The sequence below is a fragment of the Corynebacterium sp. MSK297 genome, from assembly GCF_030232885.1.
In the GTDB taxonomy this organism is placed as follows: Bacteria; Actinomycetota; Actinomycetes; order Mycobacteriales; family Mycobacteriaceae; genus Corynebacterium.
Window position 1 is genome coordinate 115,307 of the sequence record NZ_JASPGD010000004.1, and the last position, 18,070, is coordinate 133,376.

Here is an 18,070-nt window from a genome sequence, read left to right on the forward strand (position 1 = left end):
CCTAACGGTGCATTGGCTCAAGATCGAGTCTCTCGCGACATCGACTTTATGCGTCACGTGAGCATCGTCATCCCGGCGCTGAACGAAGAAAACACCGTTGGCTCCGTGGTTTCCGCCATCGCGGATGAAGGACCAGGCGAAATCATTGTCATCGACGCAGATTCCACGGACGACACCGCAACGCGTGCTCGGCGCGCGGGGGCACGCGTGGTCAACTGGCAGGACGCTGCGCCGGGGCGTGGGGTTGTGACCCTGCCAGGAAAAGGAGAATCGCTATGGCGCGGGGTAGCTGAGGCACGACATGACTTTGTGGTGTTCGTCGATGCGGATCTGGTCGATCCACCTGCCGGAGTAGTGCGTTCGTTGGCGCAGCCGTTAGCTAATGATGCCAACGTGCAACTCGTAAAGCCTATCTATCGCCGTGGCTTCCACGGCGCGAGCGACGGTGGAGGCCGCGTCACAGAATTAACCGCGAAGCCGCTGCTGCGGCTATTTTTTCCTGAACTAGCTCACATAGCACAACCACTGGGAGGAGAATATGCGATTCGTCGTTCAGCAGCGCTGCAGTTGCCGTTCGTCGGCGGTTTCGGCGTGGAAGCCGGATTGCTGATTGATACCGCAGAAAAATTCGGGGTGCCAGCGGTTACCCAGGTAGAACTTGGTACCCGCCATCACCGAAACAAACCATTAGCCGAACTCGCACCGATGGCAGATATTGTTGCGACTACGATTAGCCAGCGCGCTGGCCTGGCGCCAGATTCTGTGCGAAAAGACTGCGCATTTGTAGAACGTGCGCCGTTACACGATTATGGGGTGCAATAACAGTGACAATCTTTTTATCATGGATTTTTCTGCTCATTATTACCGCGACCATCGTGATATTTGGGGTCGTGGCGTGGGCCAAACTTTTCGGAACAGATGGTGCCGATGATGCAGCCGCCCGGGTCAACGGAGCGAGCAACAGCGATGAGTACGCAGATAACGCACACGCGGAAAATTGCACTGCGATTGGGCTAGTGAACCGGCAGGCTGTGGTTGTGGGAGACCTTGATGCTGTGGAATTTTCGGTGGTTCCACGCGGATATCGTGCCGATCAAGTCGATGCTGTTTTAGCCGAATGCCAGCGCGAGCTCACGAGATTACGCAGAGAACTCGAATATTTTCAGCTAAGCGACGCCGATGCCGAACGAGACACAATTGCTGAAAAGAATGTAGCTACTCAACAGCAAGCAGGTGCACAACCAGAAGAAACACGCGGGATAAACTAGCAGCATGCTTGCTGAGGTAATTGATGTACTCGCTGACCCCAACGATGGTACAGCACTGCATGGTGACAACGACTTCCGCCGGTTAGTATCAGAATCCGGACACAGTTTTGACGTCGCTAAGCAAGGCTATGTCAGCTTGCTTGCCGGGGCGGGAAGAAAACATGATGGCGATAGTGCTGGCATGATCCAAGCCAGGGAGACATTTCTTGCCGGCGGGCATTTTGCTCCATTTGTTGAAGCGGTCACCGAGGCGATGGTGGCGGCGACGGAATGCTCTCTGGAATCTGGTCAGAATTCGGCACCAGTCATCGTCGAATCCGGTGCTGGTACAGGATATTATCTATCTCATACCCTCGACAGCATTGCCGGTGCTCGCGGGGTCGGATTAGACATTTCGACGCCTGCGGCGAAGCAATTAGCGAAATGTCATCCGCGGGTAGGAGCGGTGGTTGCTGATGTTTGGCGCAGGCTACCACTTGCTAATGAAAGCGCTGATGCACTTTCTGTCGTGTTCGCGCCACGGAATATGCCAGAATTCGCCCGCGTTTTAAAACCAGCCGGACAATTGGTAGTACTCACACCAGATACCGGGCATTTGGATGAGCTGCGGACACCACTAGGGATCGTGTCGGTGGAAGAAGACAAAATCACGCGGTTATATCAGCAGGCACACGGGATTCTCGAGCCAATTGGTAGCCCCCGCATCATTGAATTTGCCATGCGGTTAGAAAAAGCCTCGATCGCCGCCCAGGTGAAAATGAGTCCGTCTGCACGGCACATTAGTGCCGAAAAATTGGAGCACAGGCTGGCGGGCTTACCAGAAACTATGACGGTGACCGCCCGGGGCAGGATTGACTGTTTCGCGAAACCAACCGCGCTCAACCACGCCACGGGCGGGTAACTGGAATTAACGGCTGGTGCTCTCGTGGCCACTGCGGTGCCAGTCGCGCTCGATCTGGGCAGCACCGGTGGTCGAGGCATCGATTTTCGAGCAGCCGCCAGAAAAATATACGCGTGAGGTCATAGCGACGCAGCCGCCATCGGCAAATACTTCCACCGTCGAGCCATCAACGATGATGGTCAGTGAATCACTGTCGCCGTCGGCAAGCTCTGCGGTAGCTGGTGCCTCATCCCGGTAACGATCACTAGGTCCGACACCTCGGTCGATGCTGAGCGTGTGGCCAGTATGCGTGATCCGGGCGGTTTCGTTGTCATCGGCGTCGAAAAGCGAGACTGTCAGTGCAGAATCGTCATCGGAGGGGACTTCGCAAAGCACGGTATAGGCGCGGGCGCGTTCTGATGCCGTAATTGCTTCTGGCAAGCCTGCAGGAGGCGTTTGATATAAGCGACCATCCTGCAGCGAGATCATGCGTGGCAGCGTGAGGGCGTTGGCCCAGCCTTCTTCGATAAGTGATGGATGTTGGGCGGGGTCATCATGGCGGCCGATACCATTAATGAAACCGAACAATGCTGCCTCGGTGTAATAATCAGCAGGATTGTTTGATTTGATGGTGGACCCGCGCACCGTGGTGCCTTTGGTCGTGTTCGTGTTACGTGGACGAGTGAAATCATGACCGTAATCAATACGGCGGAACGCACTGCGCACACGGAAGGTGGTGCCGCGCAACGTGCCGACCAAATAACCGGAAACATCGATGCCGGCACGCTCCAAGGTCAACAGTAAAATATCGTAGATTTCTCCGTCGACTTCATCACGCAAACGCAGAATACGCGGTGCGACGATTGTCGACAGCTGGCCCTCCTCCGGGGATAGGTCCAAGCCAATCTCACCATCGAATTCCAGTTCACCTTGCAAGTCCCAGGATTGGCCGTCCTGAGAGGTGGCAATAACCGGAGTGGGGGTTTCCGCATCACCGGTCAGGGCGAGCATCAACCAACCCGCATGTCCTGCTTCGCGATCCACTGGGGTTTCCCAATTCGGCACAACGCACGGGGAACGAAACCGTTGGAAACCTTTCTGCGTTTCCAGTACCGCCGAAACCCGGTTAACCGCCGGGTTCAATGCCGCGTGGTCCTCCGACAACGGACAATCTGCGGTGAGTTCCCGCATTTTTGCGAGCTGAATATTGGTGCCGCTGGAGGTCACTGATGTGAAATACAGGTTGGCATCCTGCTCACCTTTGCCATCGATAGGCACGACGGAGCCGGCACGAACAGTGAGCTCACCGCCGACTGGTGCAAGGACATCATCGCATTCAAACCACGAGAATGGGTCGCCCTGCGAGACGGTATGTGCCCAGCGTGCGGGGCCCGGAATCTCTGGGCGGTACTGGTAGAACACGTGCCAGTCATTGCCGTCGAGCAGAACTCCAGCGGGGGCATCAAGTACACCGTGCTCCGGGGTGATGTGGAGTTCCGGTCGATGGATTTCCGTCATGATTTCTCCTTGCGTCATTGAACTCCCGACCAGGGTAGTGATGTTCGCGGTATCGTGCAGGGGGCGGTAAGTTGTGGCTAACAGTGTGGCGGTGAGAGCTTGGTGATTAAAGCTTGGTGACCAGCGTGAGCCCAGACCCCAGCGGTAGCCTGGTGACGATCGCGTCGTCGAGTTCCCGACAATACTCGTCGGCAGCCAGTGCAGCCTGGGTGGCACGGTCAGTCCGCGAAGAATCAGCTACTGTGCCATCGAGAAGCGAATTAGCTAAAACCAAGGTGCCGCGTTGCCCCAATAAAGGCCAGGCTAGCTCGACGAGCTTCGGTAGGTCCGTCGGTGTGACATCGGCATAAATCACCTGGTAAGCAGCAGTGGCTAGCCGACCCATCACGTCGAGCGGGCGTGAGGGCAAAAAGCGAATCCGTGATGGCCCATACCCGGCCTCACGAAAAGCATGCTTGGCGTGTTGCTGATGTTCCACTTCGGGATCAATGCAGGTGAGCACACCTTTGTCTGGAAGACCTTGCAAAAGATACAACCCAACGACGCTCGCTGCCGGGCTGACTGCAATGACTCCTGCGCTCTTGGGATTATCCGGATGCGTCGCGCTGGCGGTAAGCGTAGTCAATAATTGGCCCACCGTCGCATCCGGGGCTGGTAACGAGTATTCCGCGGCGTGGGCATGCGCTGCCTGCAAGCCTTCAGAAACCACGGCAGTGGAGTTGATGTATCCAAGCATTGCTGGCACCGACGAGGTGTACGGGGAATTTTCTGAAGTAGACACACCAACAGTCTAAAACAGTCTTTGTGCTTTGTCCTTGTAGTGGAGAAGACCGGGTCAAAATTCGGGCTGCACCGTATTCACAGTTAATGCTCAGCAACAGGGCTGGCTTTATTGAGAGACGTGTAGCACAATAATTGGCATGACGTTGCCGGAGGGTGCCCAGTACAGCCAGTACAGTCAGCACAACGCAGAAAACGCGGAAAGTAGAAGAAGCGCGGAGTCTGCTAAGAATTTGTACGGAACAGAAGCTTTCGACGAAGGCGTTGGAGCGATGCCAAGTTGGGACGAGCTGGTTTTCGAACACGCCGACAGTGTGTATCGACTCGCATTTCGCCTCGCTGGTAACCCGCAGGATGCCGAAGACCTCACGCAAGAAACGTTTATGCGAGTTTTTCGTTCTCTGCAGGATTACCAACCCGGCACTTTTGCTGGTTGGCTTCACCGCATTACGACCAACCTATTTTTGGATATGGTACGGCACCGGTCGAAGATCCGGATGGAATCGCTCCCGGAAGATTATGAACGATTTGCCGGTAATAGCATGACCCCAGAACAAGCGTATAACGTCGCCAATTTGGATCCGGCTCTGCAAAAAGCGTTGGATGAGCTAGCCCCGGATTTCCGCGTTGCCATCGTTTTGTGCGACGTGATGGGGATGAGCTACGAGGAGATCGCCGCTACGCTGGGAGTCAAAATGGGTACCGTGCGCTCGCGGATCCACCGTGGCCGCTCCCAATTGCGTGCCCGTCTAGAAGATGACGCGGTACACAACGAAGAAACGCAGATCCTTTTGCGCACCCGCTAAAATCGTAGGGCACAACGCACAGTAGTTACGAAGGAGGCGAAGCAATTTTTACGAAGACGCCTTCGACGCAGTCTGGTTCAGACAAACCTAAGCGCGCCCCGAGGACCCCGAAGACTCGGCGTCGCTTTGATCACTTGGGGCCAGAAGCCGTCGCTGCTTTTGTTGATGGCGAGATGTCCAGCAAGTCCGCTCATAATGCCCGGGTACATTTAGTACTGTGCGAAAATTGCCGTGACGACGTGCACAAACAACGACACGCCGCGCAAGCCCTGCGAAGCTGCAACGCGAATGATCAGGTGCAAGTGTCGGAATCTTTGCTGGACCGACTACGCCGCATCGCCGGTGATGCCAGCGATGCTAGAGACGCTGGCGCTGTAGCAGAAGACAGTAACGGCCAATCCGCTAAAACCGCTGAAATAGGGGGAAATGCTTCTGCCTCTGCGGGCAATCCTCGAGTTGCGCATAATGGGCGCTCCCAGAAGCAGTCTGATCTGTTGGATCATTTGGAAAAACTTGCCCGAGCGGTGCGCCGCAGTAGCAATGGTAAATAGCAGCCGAGAAATAACGTCGCTTAGGCGTTAAGATGGTTTCGTGTTTTCCAATATCGGTTGGTCGGAGATAGGCGTCATCATTGTGGTGGCGATCATTGTCATCGGTCCCGAACGTCTACCTGGATTGCTACAGGACTTCCGTGCAGCGGTTTTTGCGGCACGAAAAGCGATCAATAACGCGAAACAAGAACTCAATGGCGAATTCGAGGAACTTGGTTCAGAATTTGAACAATTCCGAGAGCCCATTCAAAAAGTCAGCCAGCTTAGTCGCATGGGGCCGCGTGCAGCCATCGCGAAAACGCTGTTCGACGACGATGATGATTTTTTTCAACAATTTGATCCGCGCACGATTCTGAAAGGCGAAAGCCCTGCATCCCCTGCTCCGCGCGGGCCAGAAGCTAATCCGGCTAAGCCAGCTAAGTCACAGTCACACAACCAGACCCCACGAAATCCACAGTCACAAGTGCAGTCACGACCGCAAGCACAAACACCGCGGGGAATGCACTCCCCGAACAGTGGTGGAGGCAAAGCCGAATTTAGCTGGACCGATGTTATTTAGTGGAGTGAACTACTATGACTAGCAGCCAGCGTGGCATCGTCACGCAACGAGGCCGCGGATAGTCTTAGTCTGGATGACTTAATTCACGCCCAGGCTGAGCGGTTTACCAGCCAGGGAATTGCGCCGCTTTGCTAGGCCATCGGCAATCTTGGTGATTTCTTGCGCCGACGGGCTGTCCGGTTCGGACAAGACCACCGGGGTACCTTGATCACTGCGGGAACGGAGCGACGGATCTAGCGGAACCTGCCCCAATAACGGTACGTCGTTGCCCACCAACGTCGTCAAGCGTTGCGCCACGATTTCGCCACCCCCGGAGCCGAATATATCCATAGTGGAACCATCAGGCAAAACCATCGCGCTCATATTCTCGATCACACCGGCTACGCGCTGCCGAGTTTGCTGCGATAACGAACCAGCACGCTCTGCAACTTCTGCGGCGGCTGCCTGTGGGGTAGTAACTACCAGCAGCTCGGCATTCGGAATCAATTGCGCAACCGACAACGCGACATCACCTGTTCCCGGAGGTAAATCCAGTAGCAGGATGTCGAGGTCGCCCCAGAAGACGTCGACAAGAAATTGCTGAATTGCTCGGTGGAGCATAGGGCCACGCCACACAACAGGTGCGTTGCCCTCAACGAACTGACCAATGGAAATAAACTTCAGGTTATGTGCCTGCGGCGGCAGCAACATATCGTCGACAACCGTGGGCGCCTCGGTAGAACCGAGCAAATTCGGAACCGAATGGCCATAAATATCAGCATCAACAATGCCGACCTTTAACCCTTGGTTGGCCAACGCGGCGCCCAGGTTCACGGTCATAGAAGATTTACCGACACCGCCTTTACCGGAAGCTACCGCAAACACGCGGGTGGTGCTTTCTGGTTTGGCGAAAGGTATCTCCGGCTCCCGCTGCGAACCACGCAAAGAATTACGCAGCTCACGGCGTTGCTCATCACTCATAACATCGAGCGAAACCGAGACATTCTCCACACCATCGATATCCTCGACGGCGGCTTGGGTATTGGACTGGATGGTCGATTTCATCGGGCACCCAGAGATTGTCAAATAAACTTCGACGTTGACGTCGGCGCCGTCGATAGCAATGGATTTCACCATGCCGAGATCGGTGATCGGCTTCCCAATCTCGGGATCTTCGACGCGTGCTAACGCTTCGCGGACTGCAGTTTCTGTAATGGCACTCATTGGTTTCCATCTTAGTCCTGCTGGTGAATCTGTAAACTGCACAGCGTGGCTACGATTAAGTACGTGAGAAATCGCTCGTTATCAGCAGTATGCGCAGGCTTGGTCCTGCTGGCGGGATGTACGTCGGTTGACGAAACAACTGGCGTGACTGCGGGACCAAGTACTCCTGGCCAAGCGGGGCCTGGAACCGGTACTGCGTTGGACGTAAGCCACGCAGTACGTATTACTGCTGATAGTTCTTCGACTGAGCAGGTGCTCTGGGCTTATATTTATCGTGACACGCTGCGCGAAGTTGGTCGGAAGGCGCAGGTGATTGTTGCCGACGGTGCAACCACCGCGGACCGCTGGGAATTGCTACGCACGGGTGAGGCCGATTTCATGATCACATGCACCGGTACTCTCGTGGAAGAACTTCACCCTGCGTTGGCGAAACAGCTTGTCGACGATGCGGATGAGGAAGAACCGAATAGCGCAGATATTCATGAACAGCTGCATCGTGAAGTGATGGGGCTGCTCCCGCCGGATATTGTGACGACTGCACCTTCTTCTGCTGAAGGATGCGCGCACGCAGGCGATGCGCTGCCACAGGATTTCACTCCACTATTTAGCTCACGGCTATTCGATCGAGATACGGCCAATGAAATTCAAAAGGTCACTCGGTTAGTCGATGACCGCGCATTAGAAGAAATGGAAGAAAAACTGGCCGACGGCCTCAGCATCGAAGATGCTGTAGGCCAATGGGCCAGCGTCAATGTCACAGGTGCGTCACCAGACTCCGTTAGTGATGATGAGTAATACGGGTAGCATTCGCACTAGTTCCTAGTTCGTCAATTGTGATCGTGACGGTTTCGCCATCGCGGATAAAACGTTGCGGGGTCCGCGCAAACCCGACGCCGTCCGGGTCGTCAGCCACGGGCCACAACCACTGCTGGCAGGGAAAGATTTTCCTTGGTGCCACTGGGGCGTGCGCCGCTGCGCGTTCCGCAAAGTGTAGTCATTAGCCTTTGACAAACAATCTTGCCTGGACAGGCAATGGCAGTATCGAGATCCCTCGTGGCGATGTCTAAGGGGGTTGCTACAGAGGCAAGTCGCATGGCTGTCGGGCCTTTTCCGGTGGGGTACTGTGCTGTATCCCACCGGAGTCGTATTAGGCTCCGAATATTGCTGAAAGCTAGAGGCTTCCTAGTCAGCGCTAGTGAGCACTAGACACACTAGTCAGCGAAAGCTTCGTCGATAAGCTGCTTTTGCTCCAACTGGTGCACCTTGGCGATGCCGGTGGCAGTCGAGGACTGCGCGCGGCGAGAAATGCGGCGCATCCGCGGCATATCCGGAAGCAACTCGTGCAGGTGCTCGTTGTAGAACGGCCATGGGCCCTGGTTGGCTGGCTCGTCCTGCACAAAGCGGATTTCTTCCATGTTCGGGAAGTTATCGAAAGCTTCCGACAGGCGGTTGAACGGAATTGGGTGCAACATTTCGATACGTACGATCGCGATGTCATCGCGCTCATCCTTCTGCCGACGCTTCTCCAGCTCGTAGTAGACCTTGCCGGAACACAACATCACGGTTTTCACCTTGTCTGCGTCACCGATGACGTTGTTGTCGGCATCAACCAACCGTGGGTCATTGATGACGGAGCGGAACGAGGTGATCTCGGTGAATTCCTCAACCTCAGAGGTTGCCGCCTTGGCACGCAGCATCGACTTCGGCGTGAAGACAACCAGTGGGCGCGACATGGTGCCCAGCGCGTGACGACGCAGCAGGTGGAAGTGGTTTGCCGGGGTTGATGGCTGAGCGATCGTCATGGAGCCTTCTGCAGCCAGTTGCAGGAAGCGTTCGATGCGAGCAGAGGAGTGGTCTGGTCCTTGGCCCTCGTAGCCGTGCGGCAACAGCAAGATAACCTTGGACAACTGGCCCCATTTGGCTTCACCAGAGCAAACGTATTCGTCGATGATGGTCTGTGCACCATTGACGAAGTCACCGAACTGAGCTTCCCAAGCGACAACAGCGTCGAGGTTTCCTACGGAATAGCCGTATTCCACGCCCAATCCAGCAAATTCAGTCAACGCTGAGTTGTAGGCTTCGAAGCTACCGCCATTACCGGCTTCTTGAGCCAGGGCATCCAGCGGGTTGTACTGCTCGGCGGTATTCGGGTTGTAGGTGACAGCGTGGCGCTGTGTGAAGGTACCACGCTTGGAATCTTCGCCGACCAGGCGTACTTGCTTGCCTTCGCTGGCGAGTGAGCCCAGAGCGATCAACTCGCCCCAGCCCCAATCGATACCGCCTTCGACAGCAGACTTGGCGCGCTTTTCGGCGATGGGTGCTACGCGGTTGTGCAATTCGAAGCCTTCTGGCAGATCCAGGTAGGCCTCGCCCAACTCGCGGAGGGTATCGGCAGAAATCGAAGTGTCCAGCCCACGCGTAAGTTCCTGGGAAGCAGTGATACCGGTCTGTTCTTGGGGACCGTTCTTTTCTGCTTCTTTGACCTCGTTGAATACGGATTCCATCTGGTCTCGGAAGTCGCGGGCAGCTGCCTCAGCGTCTTCTTCAGACAGATCACCACGGCCGATGAGTTCGTCGGTGTATTTCTGGCGCACGGAATCGCGGTTACCGATGCGCTCGTACATCAATGGCTGCGTCATCGATGGATCATCAGCCTCATTGTGGCCGCGCAGGCGGTAGCAAATGAGGTCGATAAAGACGTCTTTGCCGAAGCGACGGCGGTATTCGGTAGCTAGCTGACCAACCCAGACCACTGCCTCCGGATCATCGCCATTGACATGGAAGACGGGGCAATCGAAGCCCTTAGCCAGGTCAGTGGAGTACAGGGTGGAACGTCCAGAATCTGGGGTAGTGGTGAATCCGACCTGATTGTTCACGACGACGTGGATAGAGCCACCGATGTTGTAGGCGTCCAATCCCATCAGGTTGATAGTCTCTTGGACGATACCCAGACCTGCGAATGAAGCATCGCCGTGCAGCAGCAATGGGACGACGCGTTTGTCGTGGCTGCCTTCTACACGGTCCAGAATGTCCTGCTTGGCGCGGGCAATACCAACGACTACTGGGTTGACTGCTTCCAGGTGCGACGGGTTAGCGGTCAGTGTGACCTTGATTTCACCATCGCCGAACATCTGTAGGTGTTCGCCCTCAGCTCCCAAGTGGTATTTCACGTCACCGGAACCGCCAGCTTGGCCGCCCTTGTAGTTGCCATCGAACTCGTTAAAGACTTCTGCCAGTGGCTTGCCGACGATGTTGAACAGCACGTTCAAACGACCACGGTGTGGCATGCCGATGACCACTTCGTCGAGGTCTTGGCCAGCGGCAGTGTCGATGACCGAGTCCATCAGTGGAATTAGTGCTTCAGCACCCTCAAGGGAGAAACGCTTCTGGCCGACGTACTTGGTTTGCAGGAAGTTCTCGAAAGCCTCGGCTGCGTTGACCTTCTGCAGAATATATTTCTGCTCCGCATTCGTTGGCTTTGGCATCCCGGCTTCGAGGGCATCACGCAACCATTCACGCTCGTCGCGGTCCATGATGTGGGTAAATTCCGAGCCAACCTTCAGCGTGTACGCGGCGCGCAAGCGAGAAAGCACCTCACGCAAAGTCATGGATTCCTTGCCGCCAAATCCGCCGACGTGGAAGGTTCGGTCCAAATCCCACAGCGTCAGACCATGGGTGCGGATATCCAGATCGCGGTGGTCAGGTGCTGGCAAACCAGGCTGCTTCCAGCGCAGTGGGTTGGTATCAGCAATCAAGTGACCCCGGGAACGGTAGGCCTCGATGAGGTTCATGACACGGGTGGACTTATCAATTCCGGTGTTCGGAATGTCTTGTGCCCAGCGCATTGGTTCATACGGGATTTCGAGGTCGTTAAACAGCTCATCCCAGAAGGCGTCGTCGACAAGCAGCTGCGACATGGTGCGCAGGAATTCACCAGATTCGGCGCCCTGAATCACGCGGTGGTCATAGGTGGAGGTCAACGTGACCAGGCGGCCCACACCGAGTTCCGCCAAACGGTCCGAGGAAGCCCCTGCGAATTCAGCAGGATAGTCCATCGAACCAACACCGATGATGGTGCCCAGCCCCTTGGTCAACCGGGCAATAGAATGACGAGTACCGATGCCACCCGGATTAGTCAGGTTGATTGTTGCGCCCTGGAAATCAGCGGCAGTCAATTTGTTCTGGCGGGAACGGGCAACAATGTCGTCGTAAGCTTCAATAAATTCTGCGAAGTTCTTATCTTGCGCCTTCTTCAAAGCGGCAACGACAAGTGCGCGGGAACCATCCTTTTGTGGCAGGTCGATAGCCAAGCCCAAGTTGATGTCTTCAGGGCGGACTACGGTTGGTTTCTTACCGTCGACCAACTCGTAGCGCACGTTCATGTCTGGGTGCTTTTGCGTGGCCTTGACCAACGCGTAGCCAATGATGTGGGTGAACGAGATCTTGCCACCGCGGGTGCGCTTTAAGTGCTCATTGATAAGGGAGCGGTTTTCCCACATGAGCTTGACCGGAATATCACGCACGGAGGTAGCGGTAGGAATCTCGAGGGATTCGTCCATGTTCTTTGCGATAGCTTTGAACATGCCCTTGAGTGGCTTGGATTCGCCACCCTCATAATCCGGAAGATCATCCAATGGGGATGGTGCCTTCTTTGGCGCCTTCGGGGCGGCAGCGCGCTTGTCGGCAGCGACTTTACTTTTAGCCTTTTGTGCAGACTCTTCCACCACAGATTCACGCTGTTGTTGCTTATGCGCCAGCGATTTCTGGGTTGGCGGGGCAATGTCTGCGGCTTCCTTACCACCCTGGGCTTTATTGGAATCGGAACCTGTTGCAGCGGACTCCGGTGACGCCGCGATATCGGATGGTGCGCCGTGCTTGTCAAATAATTCGCGCCATTCTTTGTCTACCGACTGCGGATCTTTCTTGTACTCCTGATACAACTCGTCCGCTAACCAGGTGCTCAAGCCGAAGGGATTATTAGTGCTCACGGCAGGTGCTCGCCTCTTTCCGTTGATTTGCGTGCATGTGTTTTATCTGCGCTTTTGCTGTCATATCGACGCTTTTACCAAGCCTAATAGACAGTTTGCATTCATTCTACGCGCTTATTGCTTAGGATTTGGCACATGATATTCCGTGGTGTGGTCACTAATCTGGAATGCTATGGAAGAATCAGCGCATGTAACGGCAGACTACCCACGTGTGCGCGTTAGTGGCGGCGAGATTCAAGGAGAAATCGTTCGGGATGGCACAATCGCCACATGGAAAGGCGTGCCATTCGGTGCACCGACCGGTGGCAAAGCCCGTTTCCGGAGACCGCGTCCCGTTCGTTCGTGGTTAGGGGTTCTGGATTGTACTCGTTATCAATCACCGGCTCCGCAGCCTAATTATGGCTTGAACGATCGGCTGATTGGCGATGAAGACTGCTTGCACCTGGACATTGTTCGCCCACACACCACGGAAAAACTGCCCGTTGTGGTTTATTTTCATGGCGGATCATTTCTGATGGGGGCAAGCCACCAAAGCATGTTGCGGGGGCATCGGCTGGCCGAAGCAATGAACGTGGTTTACGTATCGTTGAATTTTCGTCTCGGGGTTCTGGGGTATCTTGACCTGCGCAGCCTTGGCGGTGACTGTGTCGCTAACCCAGCGCTGTGGGATCAAGTTTTAGCACTGCAATGGATTCAAGAAAACATCGCCAGGTTTGGAGGGGACCCAGATTCTGTGACGATCATGGGAGAATCTGCAGGCGGAGCAGCGGTGCTCGCGTTATTGTGTTCTCCGCCGGCACAGGGGTTGTTTCATCGGGCTATTGCACAATCGCCACCGATCGGACTGATCCATTCCAAAGCGCAATCCCAGTTATGGGCGCGCCAATTGCTTGCTCGATTGGGGATGGCTCCGGAAAGCACGGCGGAAGATTTGCGCCAGATCAGCGCAGATAAGCTAGTGCGTGCTGGCATGTCGATGATGTGGCGGGGTGGCGAACTGCAGTTTTTGAATTCCACTTTCGGCCCGACAGTGGAATCGGAATCCTTGCCAGAACATCCAATGGTTGCGTTCCAACATGGCAAACAGGCTCGGGTGCCTCTCATGTTGGGAACTACCCTCGACGAAGCTGGGATAACGCGGTATTTCTTTCAACGTACTACGCGCCGCGCGAAGGCTGGACGGCGTTTGCTGTATCCGTACGATCCAGAACATACCGATACGGTGCTAGAAGCTTATGGTGGCGCTCGTACGAGAGCAGAGTTTGCGGAGTTAGTGACGGATGCTTTGTTTTGGGCGCCTACTATTCGTATAGCTAGTCATCACAATGAGTATGCACCGACGTGGATGTATCGGTTCGATTTTGCGCCCCAGCTGATGCGGAAGTTGGGGATCGGAGCAGCGCATTCTTCGGAACTCTCCAATGTCTTTGGCACCCCCGAAGCGTCGAAAACTCGGATGCTGGCAAAATTCGGCCGCGATGAAGCTGCCATGCAGAAATTGACCGACGAAATGCAGCGGCATTGGGCGAGCTTCATTCGTGACGGAGCACCTGGACGAGATTGGCCACAATATAAGCCGCCGACTGAGGAGCATCACTCGCGTCCGACAATGATTTTTGATGCTGAGTCATATGTTGAATACGACCCGAAAGCAGAGAAACGCCGGGCCTGGAAAGGCTATGACGTCTTAGAATGGGGAACTGGCCGGCCAGAGTTGTTGCGGGATTTAGGATTTTCCGTCGGTGATTAGCTTTGCCGTAGTACATTAGCGGTTATGAGCTTCTTCGAAGATATTGCTTCTGCACTCGATGCTGAAGGTATTGAATCTCGGGTTAATGGCGACGTTTTGTTCGTGCCGATAACATCAGATGTAGAAATTCAGTTTGTCGAAATAGATGCGGTTTTGCCTGCGGCAAATGTGTATATTGCAGCAGCTGATGTTGACGAAGATGATGAATACTTTGATGCAGCATTGGTATCGGTCGCATTCTCCGTGGATGATGCGGTCGCGACTGTAGCAGAACACGTTGCTACTGATCAAGTTGTGACCGTGTTACGGGATTTGCTTGATAGGCACGATGACCGCATTGCGGACTTAGAATTTGAGCACCATTATGTCGATCCCGGCGTAGTTGTGGCGCAAGTTGCGAGCTACTCACAGTTGCGGGTGCTGATCGAGGTCGTGGACGGCGATCCTACAGCGAAGCTGTCATTTATCACCTTCGATTCGGAGATGATAGAAGCTTGGTCGCAGAATACTCAGGAAGGCACTGTGAGCGATCAAGCTGTAGAAGAATTCAACGAGGCAGCGTTTGCTCCCGGCGAGTTGATTCATGGTTATGAACCCGAAATTTTGGAGTTAGGCAGCTATACCGACTTTGACCGCTTGTTCGACGTGTTGTCATTGTGTGCGGAACAGGCGGAAGACTGGGAGGCGCGGCTTACACCGTGTGACGACGGTACTGAGCTCTAGCTCGTTGAGCCATAGCCCAGTTGCCAGGAAGCGCTAGGCAGCCCTGGAAAAACCAGCAAAGATCGATGCTGGTGAATGCACAGGAATATAGTTGGCGTCGACAAGCCAGGCATATATCGCTGCCGTTCCAAAGTTGGTGTCGATTCGGTGGATCGCATTAATGAACTCGGGTGGAATGAGCGCGCGGATCCAGGCTTCAGCCAAAGGTGCGAACGGGGTGGCGCCGGATGGGTCGGTAATGCGCACGCTAACAACATATGCAGGGGTTCGCTGCTCACCATAGCCCCGAACGCGAGATTGTGCTAGGGGGCCTACTCGATAACGTGAAAGCGCTGCGGTTAATGTGTGGTGGCTAGCGGCGCTGAGTCTAGCTTGAGGTGGTCGCCAACTTGCAGTGGGGCGTGCTAGTGAACGTGGGTGGCGCAAGATTGAGCGTATTGCAGTGAGCTGGTCCTGGGCAGTGTTGTGTAGCTCGGTGACAATTTTATGGATATCTTCTGTAGTACGGGAAAAATCCGATAGATAATTGTGTGTGCTCATGGCATAGACCGTAGAAAAACAGGCTCACACACAAGCTCCTGTTGTCGAACACGTATTCGCCGAGGTTCATGTTGATGTGTGCATCGCGGGCCAAAAATCTGAATCGAGGAGTAGGCTCGCAAGAACTATGCCTATTGCTAACTCCAACTCGAATGACACAAAAACCCAGGAATCCGAAAGTCCAGACCGCGAACAACCGAAGATCCCCAAAGAAATCTGGGTCTTGGTCGCGGCGTTTTTCTTGGTCGCTTTAGGTTATGGGCTGATCGCCCCATTATTGCCGCAATTTGTGGTGAGCTTCGATGTCGGAATGGCTGCTGCCGGCGCAGTCATCTCTATCTTTTCCGTCTCACGCCTGATCTTTGCCACCGGGGCGGGCGTCTTGGCAGATAAATTTGGGGTCCGCAGAATCTATATCACCGGTATTTTGTTGGTAGCGATCAATACTGGACTCATCTCTATTGCTCAGGAATACTGGCAGATCCTACTCTTAAGATTCTTGGCTGGCATCGGATCGACGATGTTTACGGTGTCGGCAATGGGATTGATCGTCAAACTCGCACCACCGGAAATCCGCGGTAAGTGCTCAGCAACGTATGCCACCAGCTTTTTGCTCGGCAGCATCTTGGGACCATTGGTTGGCTCTGCGCTTGCATTCTTAGGGTTCCGGTGGCCTTTTTTCATTTACGGAATCGGTTTATGTGCTGCGGCCGCTGTGGTCTGGCTGCTGATGCCCAAAACGAATACTTCAGCGAACCAATCTGTAGACAATGCGCAGTTCACTTACGGTGAGGCATTCAGGGATTCTGCATTTCGGAGCGTGCTGGTGTCAAATTTTGCCCACGGATGGGTGAATATGGGCGTACGCGTGGCAGTGATTCCATTATTCGCGGCAGCTGTTTTTGCTGATAGTGGTGCCGCCGCCGGTTATGCGCTGGCAGCGTATGCCGCGGGAAACGCAGTTGTATTGCAGTTTTCCGGCAGGCTTTCGGATCGCATAGGCCGCAAGCCAATGATCATGACCGGATTCGCTGCTAGCACTCTCTGCGTAGCGCTGTACAGTACTGCTGACACGTTGTGGCTTTTGATTATCCTCTCCAGCTTGAGCGGTGCAGCTGCGGGTATTGCTGTTCCCGCACAACAGGCCGCGGTTGCCGACGTCATCGGCAATGACCGCTCGGGCGGAAAAGTACTGGCAGGATTCCAGATGTCGATGGATCTGGGAATGATCTTCGGCCCATTGGCGATTGGTGCGGTTGCTGATAACTGGGGATTCACCTGGGCATTTTTCGGGAGTGCTGCGGTGGCAGCACTGGCATTTCTGGCGTGGATTCCCGGGCGCGAGACCTTACACACGAGAGATACCAATCTGCATCAAATGCCACCGGAATCTAGCGCCGCAAAGCGCGCTAATGGGTAGAACTTCCGGTATTACCGCGGGAAGTGCGCTTCACCAAAAATTATTTCTGTAGCTTGGCGTGTTCGTTGATCATGTCGTCGAGAAGACGGGCGGCAACACGCGCGGTGCGGCCATCGACGTCGTAGTACGGATTCATCTCAGCAACATCGACCAGCCGCAATTTTCCGGTAGCCGCTAAGGCTTTACACATTGCACGCATCGGTTCAATACCAATCCCGACTGTGCATGGGGACGATACGCCCGGGGCAACGGCTGGGGAAATGGCATCCAGGTCGATGGTGACGTAAAGGTCGTCATGGACATCAGAAATCTTCAGGGCACGCTCGGCAGCCTCGCGTGGGGTCATGTTGTGGATCTCGTCGTCAAGAACGATTTTGGTGCCAAGCTCCTCAGCGAAATTAAACAGCTTTCCGGTGTTGTCCGCAGTGGAAACACCGATGACTGAATAATCGAAATTATCGCCGACCAAATCAGCCACCTGAGTGAACGGGGTGCCATGGGTTGGGATTTCGGTCTGTCGCAAGTCTAGGTGTCCGTCGAAATTCACGATGGAAATGGGGCGCTGCAAAGCTTTGTGTAGGCCAAGGTAGCTGGCATAACCCACCTCGTGAGAACCCCCAAGCACGACTGGCAAATGTCCGGCGTTGACTAGATCTTTGATGCGTTCAGAAAGCTCTTCCTGAGCACCTTCCATATCGGTACCGTTGACGATCACTGTGCCGGCGTCGTAGCGAGGCAGGTCGTTGTGGATAGGAAGGTTAGCCAAAGCCTCACGCAGGACATGGGGGCCTTCGGCAGCACCGTGGCGGCAGCCATTACGACGGGCACCTTCATCGCAAGCGAATCCCAGGACTGCGGCGCCTGGCTTGTCTTGTACCGTGTCGATGACCGAATGCCAGCGACGGAACTCAGATCCATCGCCGTCGTGTCGACCATCCCAGTGATGTGGGGTACGTGAAACAGGGGAATGGGGATTCTCGTTAGCCATGTCACCAGTATAGGCAAAATTTATGTGTGTTAGTTCACTATGTATCGGGGTGCGTAAAAATGCGTCCCCACAGAATGGTGTTTTTCTTCGCGCTGC

General features: G+C 54.9%; 17 protein-coding genes. 10 read left to right on the plus strand and 7 right to left on the minus strand.

The annotated features are described in order from the left end of the window. Positions 1-48: 48 nt before the first annotated feature. From QP888_RS05660 to QP888_RS05670, 3 genes are read left to right on the plus strand one after another with little or no spacing between them, the layout of a single operon-like run. Positions 49-822, plus strand: coding sequence for a glucosyl-3-phosphoglycerate synthase (locus QP888_RS05660; RefSeq protein ID WP_284812669.1), 774 nt, complete (start codon positions 49-51; stop codon positions 820-822). A 2-nt stretch (positions 823-824) separates the two neighbouring features. Further along, positions 825-1,268, plus strand: a complete 444-nt coding sequence (locus QP888_RS05665; RefSeq protein ID WP_284812526.1) for a DivIVA domain-containing protein — start codon at positions 825-827, stop codon at positions 1,266-1,268. Positions 1,269-1,272: 4 nt separating this feature from the next. Beyond that, on the plus strand, positions 1,273-2,169 hold the full coding sequence (locus tag QP888_RS05670; protein WP_284812527.1) for a methyltransferase domain-containing protein: 897 nt from the start codon (positions 1,273-1,275) through the stop codon (positions 2,167-2,169). Between the two features lie 6 nt (positions 2,170-2,175). On the opposite strand, the gene QP888_RS05675 is transcribed toward QP888_RS05670, so the two are convergent. Further along, positions 2,176-3,666, minus strand: coding sequence for a GH32 C-terminal domain-containing protein (locus QP888_RS05675; protein WP_284812528.1), 1,491 nt, complete (start codon positions 3,664-3,666; stop codon positions 2,176-2,178). 106 nt (positions 3,667-3,772) lie between these two features. Then, the gene (locus QP888_RS05680) at positions 3,773-4,402 is read right to left on the minus strand and encodes an O-methyltransferase (RefSeq protein ID WP_284812670.1); all 630 of its coding nucleotides are present in this window, start codon (positions 4,400-4,402) and stop codon (positions 3,773-3,775) included. Positions 4,403-4,586: 184 nt separating this feature from the next. Between QP888_RS05680 and sigE the strand changes: the two genes are divergently transcribed. From sigE to tatB, 3 genes are all read left to right on the plus strand, one after another. Then, positions 4,587-5,252, plus strand: a complete 666-nt coding sequence (gene sigE, locus QP888_RS05685) for an RNA polymerase sigma factor SigE (protein ID WP_502869125.1) — start codon at positions 4,587-4,589, stop codon at positions 5,250-5,252. Between the two features lie 173 nt (positions 5,253-5,425). Next, the gene (locus tag QP888_RS05690) at positions 5,426-5,803 is read left to right on the plus strand and encodes a hypothetical protein (protein WP_284812529.1); all 378 of its coding nucleotides are present in this window, start codon (positions 5,426-5,428) and stop codon (positions 5,801-5,803) included. A 40-nt stretch (positions 5,804-5,843) separates the two neighbouring features. Then, positions 5,844-6,362 carry a Sec-independent protein translocase protein TatB gene (gene tatB / locus QP888_RS05695; protein ID WP_284812530.1) on the plus strand — a complete coding sequence of 173 codons (519 nt, stop codon included), beginning with the start codon at positions 5,844-5,846 and terminating at the stop codon, positions 6,360-6,362. Positions 6,363-6,440: 78 nt separating this feature from the next. Here tatB and QP888_RS05700 read toward each other — a convergent pair whose 3' ends face one another. Further along, positions 6,441-7,565: an Mrp/NBP35 family ATP-binding protein gene (locus QP888_RS05700; RefSeq protein WP_284812531.1), complete on the minus strand. Its 1,125-nt coding sequence runs from the start codon at positions 7,563-7,565 to the stop codon at positions 6,441-6,443. Positions 7,566-7,610: 45 nt separating this feature from the next. On the opposite strand from QP888_RS05700, the gene QP888_RS05705 reads away from it, so the two are divergent. Further along, positions 7,611-8,360, plus strand: coding sequence for a type 2 periplasmic-binding domain-containing protein (locus tag QP888_RS05705; RefSeq protein WP_284812532.1), 750 nt, complete (start codon positions 7,611-7,613; stop codon positions 8,358-8,360). Here QP888_RS05705 and QP888_RS05710 read toward each other — a convergent pair. Both QP888_RS05710 and QP888_RS05715 read right to left on the minus strand, forming a co-directional pair. After that, complete coding sequence (locus QP888_RS05710; protein WP_284812533.1) at positions 8,344-8,478, minus strand: hypothetical protein; 135 nt, start codon at positions 8,476-8,478, stop codon at positions 8,344-8,346. The two genes, QP888_RS05705 and QP888_RS05710, sit on opposite strands and share 17 nt — an antisense overlap. 298 nt (positions 8,479-8,776) lie before the next feature. Next, positions 8,777-12,553 carry a multifunctional oxoglutarate decarboxylase/oxoglutarate dehydrogenase thiamine pyrophosphate-binding subunit/dihydrolipoyllysine-residue succinyltransferase subunit gene (locus tag QP888_RS05715; RefSeq protein ID WP_284812534.1) on the minus strand — a complete coding sequence of 1,259 codons (3,777 nt, stop codon included), beginning with the start codon at positions 12,551-12,553 and terminating at the stop codon, positions 8,777-8,779. A gap of 172 nt (positions 12,554-12,725) precedes the next feature. Between QP888_RS05715 and QP888_RS05720 the strand changes: the two genes are divergently transcribed. Both QP888_RS05720 and QP888_RS05725 read left to right on the plus strand, forming a co-directional pair. Beyond that, positions 12,726-14,303, plus strand: coding sequence for a carboxylesterase/lipase family protein (locus QP888_RS05720; protein WP_284812535.1), 1,578 nt, complete (start codon positions 12,726-12,728; stop codon positions 14,301-14,303). Between the two features lie 24 nt (positions 14,304-14,327). Next, positions 14,328-15,026: a hypothetical protein gene (locus tag QP888_RS05725; RefSeq protein ID WP_284812536.1), complete on the plus strand. Its 699-nt coding sequence runs from the start codon at positions 14,328-14,330 to the stop codon at positions 15,024-15,026. Between the two features lie 33 nt (positions 15,027-15,059). Here the strand turns inward: QP888_RS05725 and QP888_RS05730 are convergent, their stop codons facing one another. Beyond that, entirely contained in the window at positions 15,060-15,272 is a 213-nt protein-coding gene (locus QP888_RS05730) for a hypothetical protein (RefSeq protein ID WP_284812537.1), read from the minus strand. A gap of 421 nt (positions 15,273-15,693) precedes the next feature. Here QP888_RS05730 and QP888_RS05735 point away from each other — a divergent pair, with 421 nt between their 5' ends. Further along, entirely contained in the window at positions 15,694-16,986 is a 1,293-nt protein-coding gene (locus tag QP888_RS05735; protein ID WP_284812538.1) for an MFS transporter, read from the plus strand. Positions 16,987-17,026: 40 nt separating this feature from the next. Here the strand turns inward: QP888_RS05735 and hutG are convergent, their stop codons facing one another. Further along, positions 17,027-17,974 (minus strand): formimidoylglutamase, encoded by a 948-nt coding sequence (gene hutG, locus QP888_RS05740; RefSeq protein ID WP_284812539.1) that lies wholly within the window; start codon positions 17,972-17,974, stop codon positions 17,027-17,029. Between the last annotated feature and the right edge of the window lie 96 nt (positions 17,975-18,070).

Coding starts and splice junctions, on each gene's coding strand:
- QP888_RS05660 (WP_284812669.1), top strand. CDS start 49: ATGCGTCACGTGAGCATCGTCATCCCGGCGCTGAACGAAGAAAACACC.
- QP888_RS05670 (WP_284812527.1), top strand. CDS start 1,273: ATGCTTGCTGAGGTAATTGATGTACTCGCTGACCCCAACGATGGTACA.
- QP888_RS05675 (WP_284812528.1), bottom strand. CDS start 3,666: ATGACGGAAATCCATCGACCGGAACTCCACATCACCCCGGAGCACGGT.
- QP888_RS05680 (WP_284812670.1), bottom strand. CDS start 4,402: ATGCTTGGATACATCAACTCCACTGCCGTGGTTTCTGAAGGCTTGCAG.
- sigE (WP_502869125.1), top strand. CDS start 4,587: ATGACGTTGCCGGAGGGTGCCCAGTACAGCCAGTACAGTCAGCACAAC.
- QP888_RS05690 (WP_284812529.1), top strand. CDS start 5,426: ATGTCCAGCAAGTCCGCTCATAATGCCCGGGTACATTTAGTACTGTGC.
- QP888_RS05700 (WP_284812531.1), bottom strand. CDS start 7,565: ATGAGTGCCATTACAGAAACTGCAGTCCGCGAAGCGTTAGCACGCGTC.
- QP888_RS05720 (WP_284812535.1), top strand. CDS start 12,726: ATGGAAGAATCAGCGCATGTAACGGCAGACTACCCACGTGTGCGCGTT.
- QP888_RS05725 (WP_284812536.1), top strand. CDS start 14,328: ATGAGCTTCTTCGAAGATATTGCTTCTGCACTCGATGCTGAAGGTATT.
- QP888_RS05735 (WP_284812538.1), top strand. CDS start 15,694: ATGCCTATTGCTAACTCCAACTCGAATGACACAAAAACCCAGGAATCC.
- hutG (WP_284812539.1), bottom strand. CDS start 17,974: ATGGCTAACGAGAATCCCCATTCCCCTGTTTCACGTACCCCACATCAC.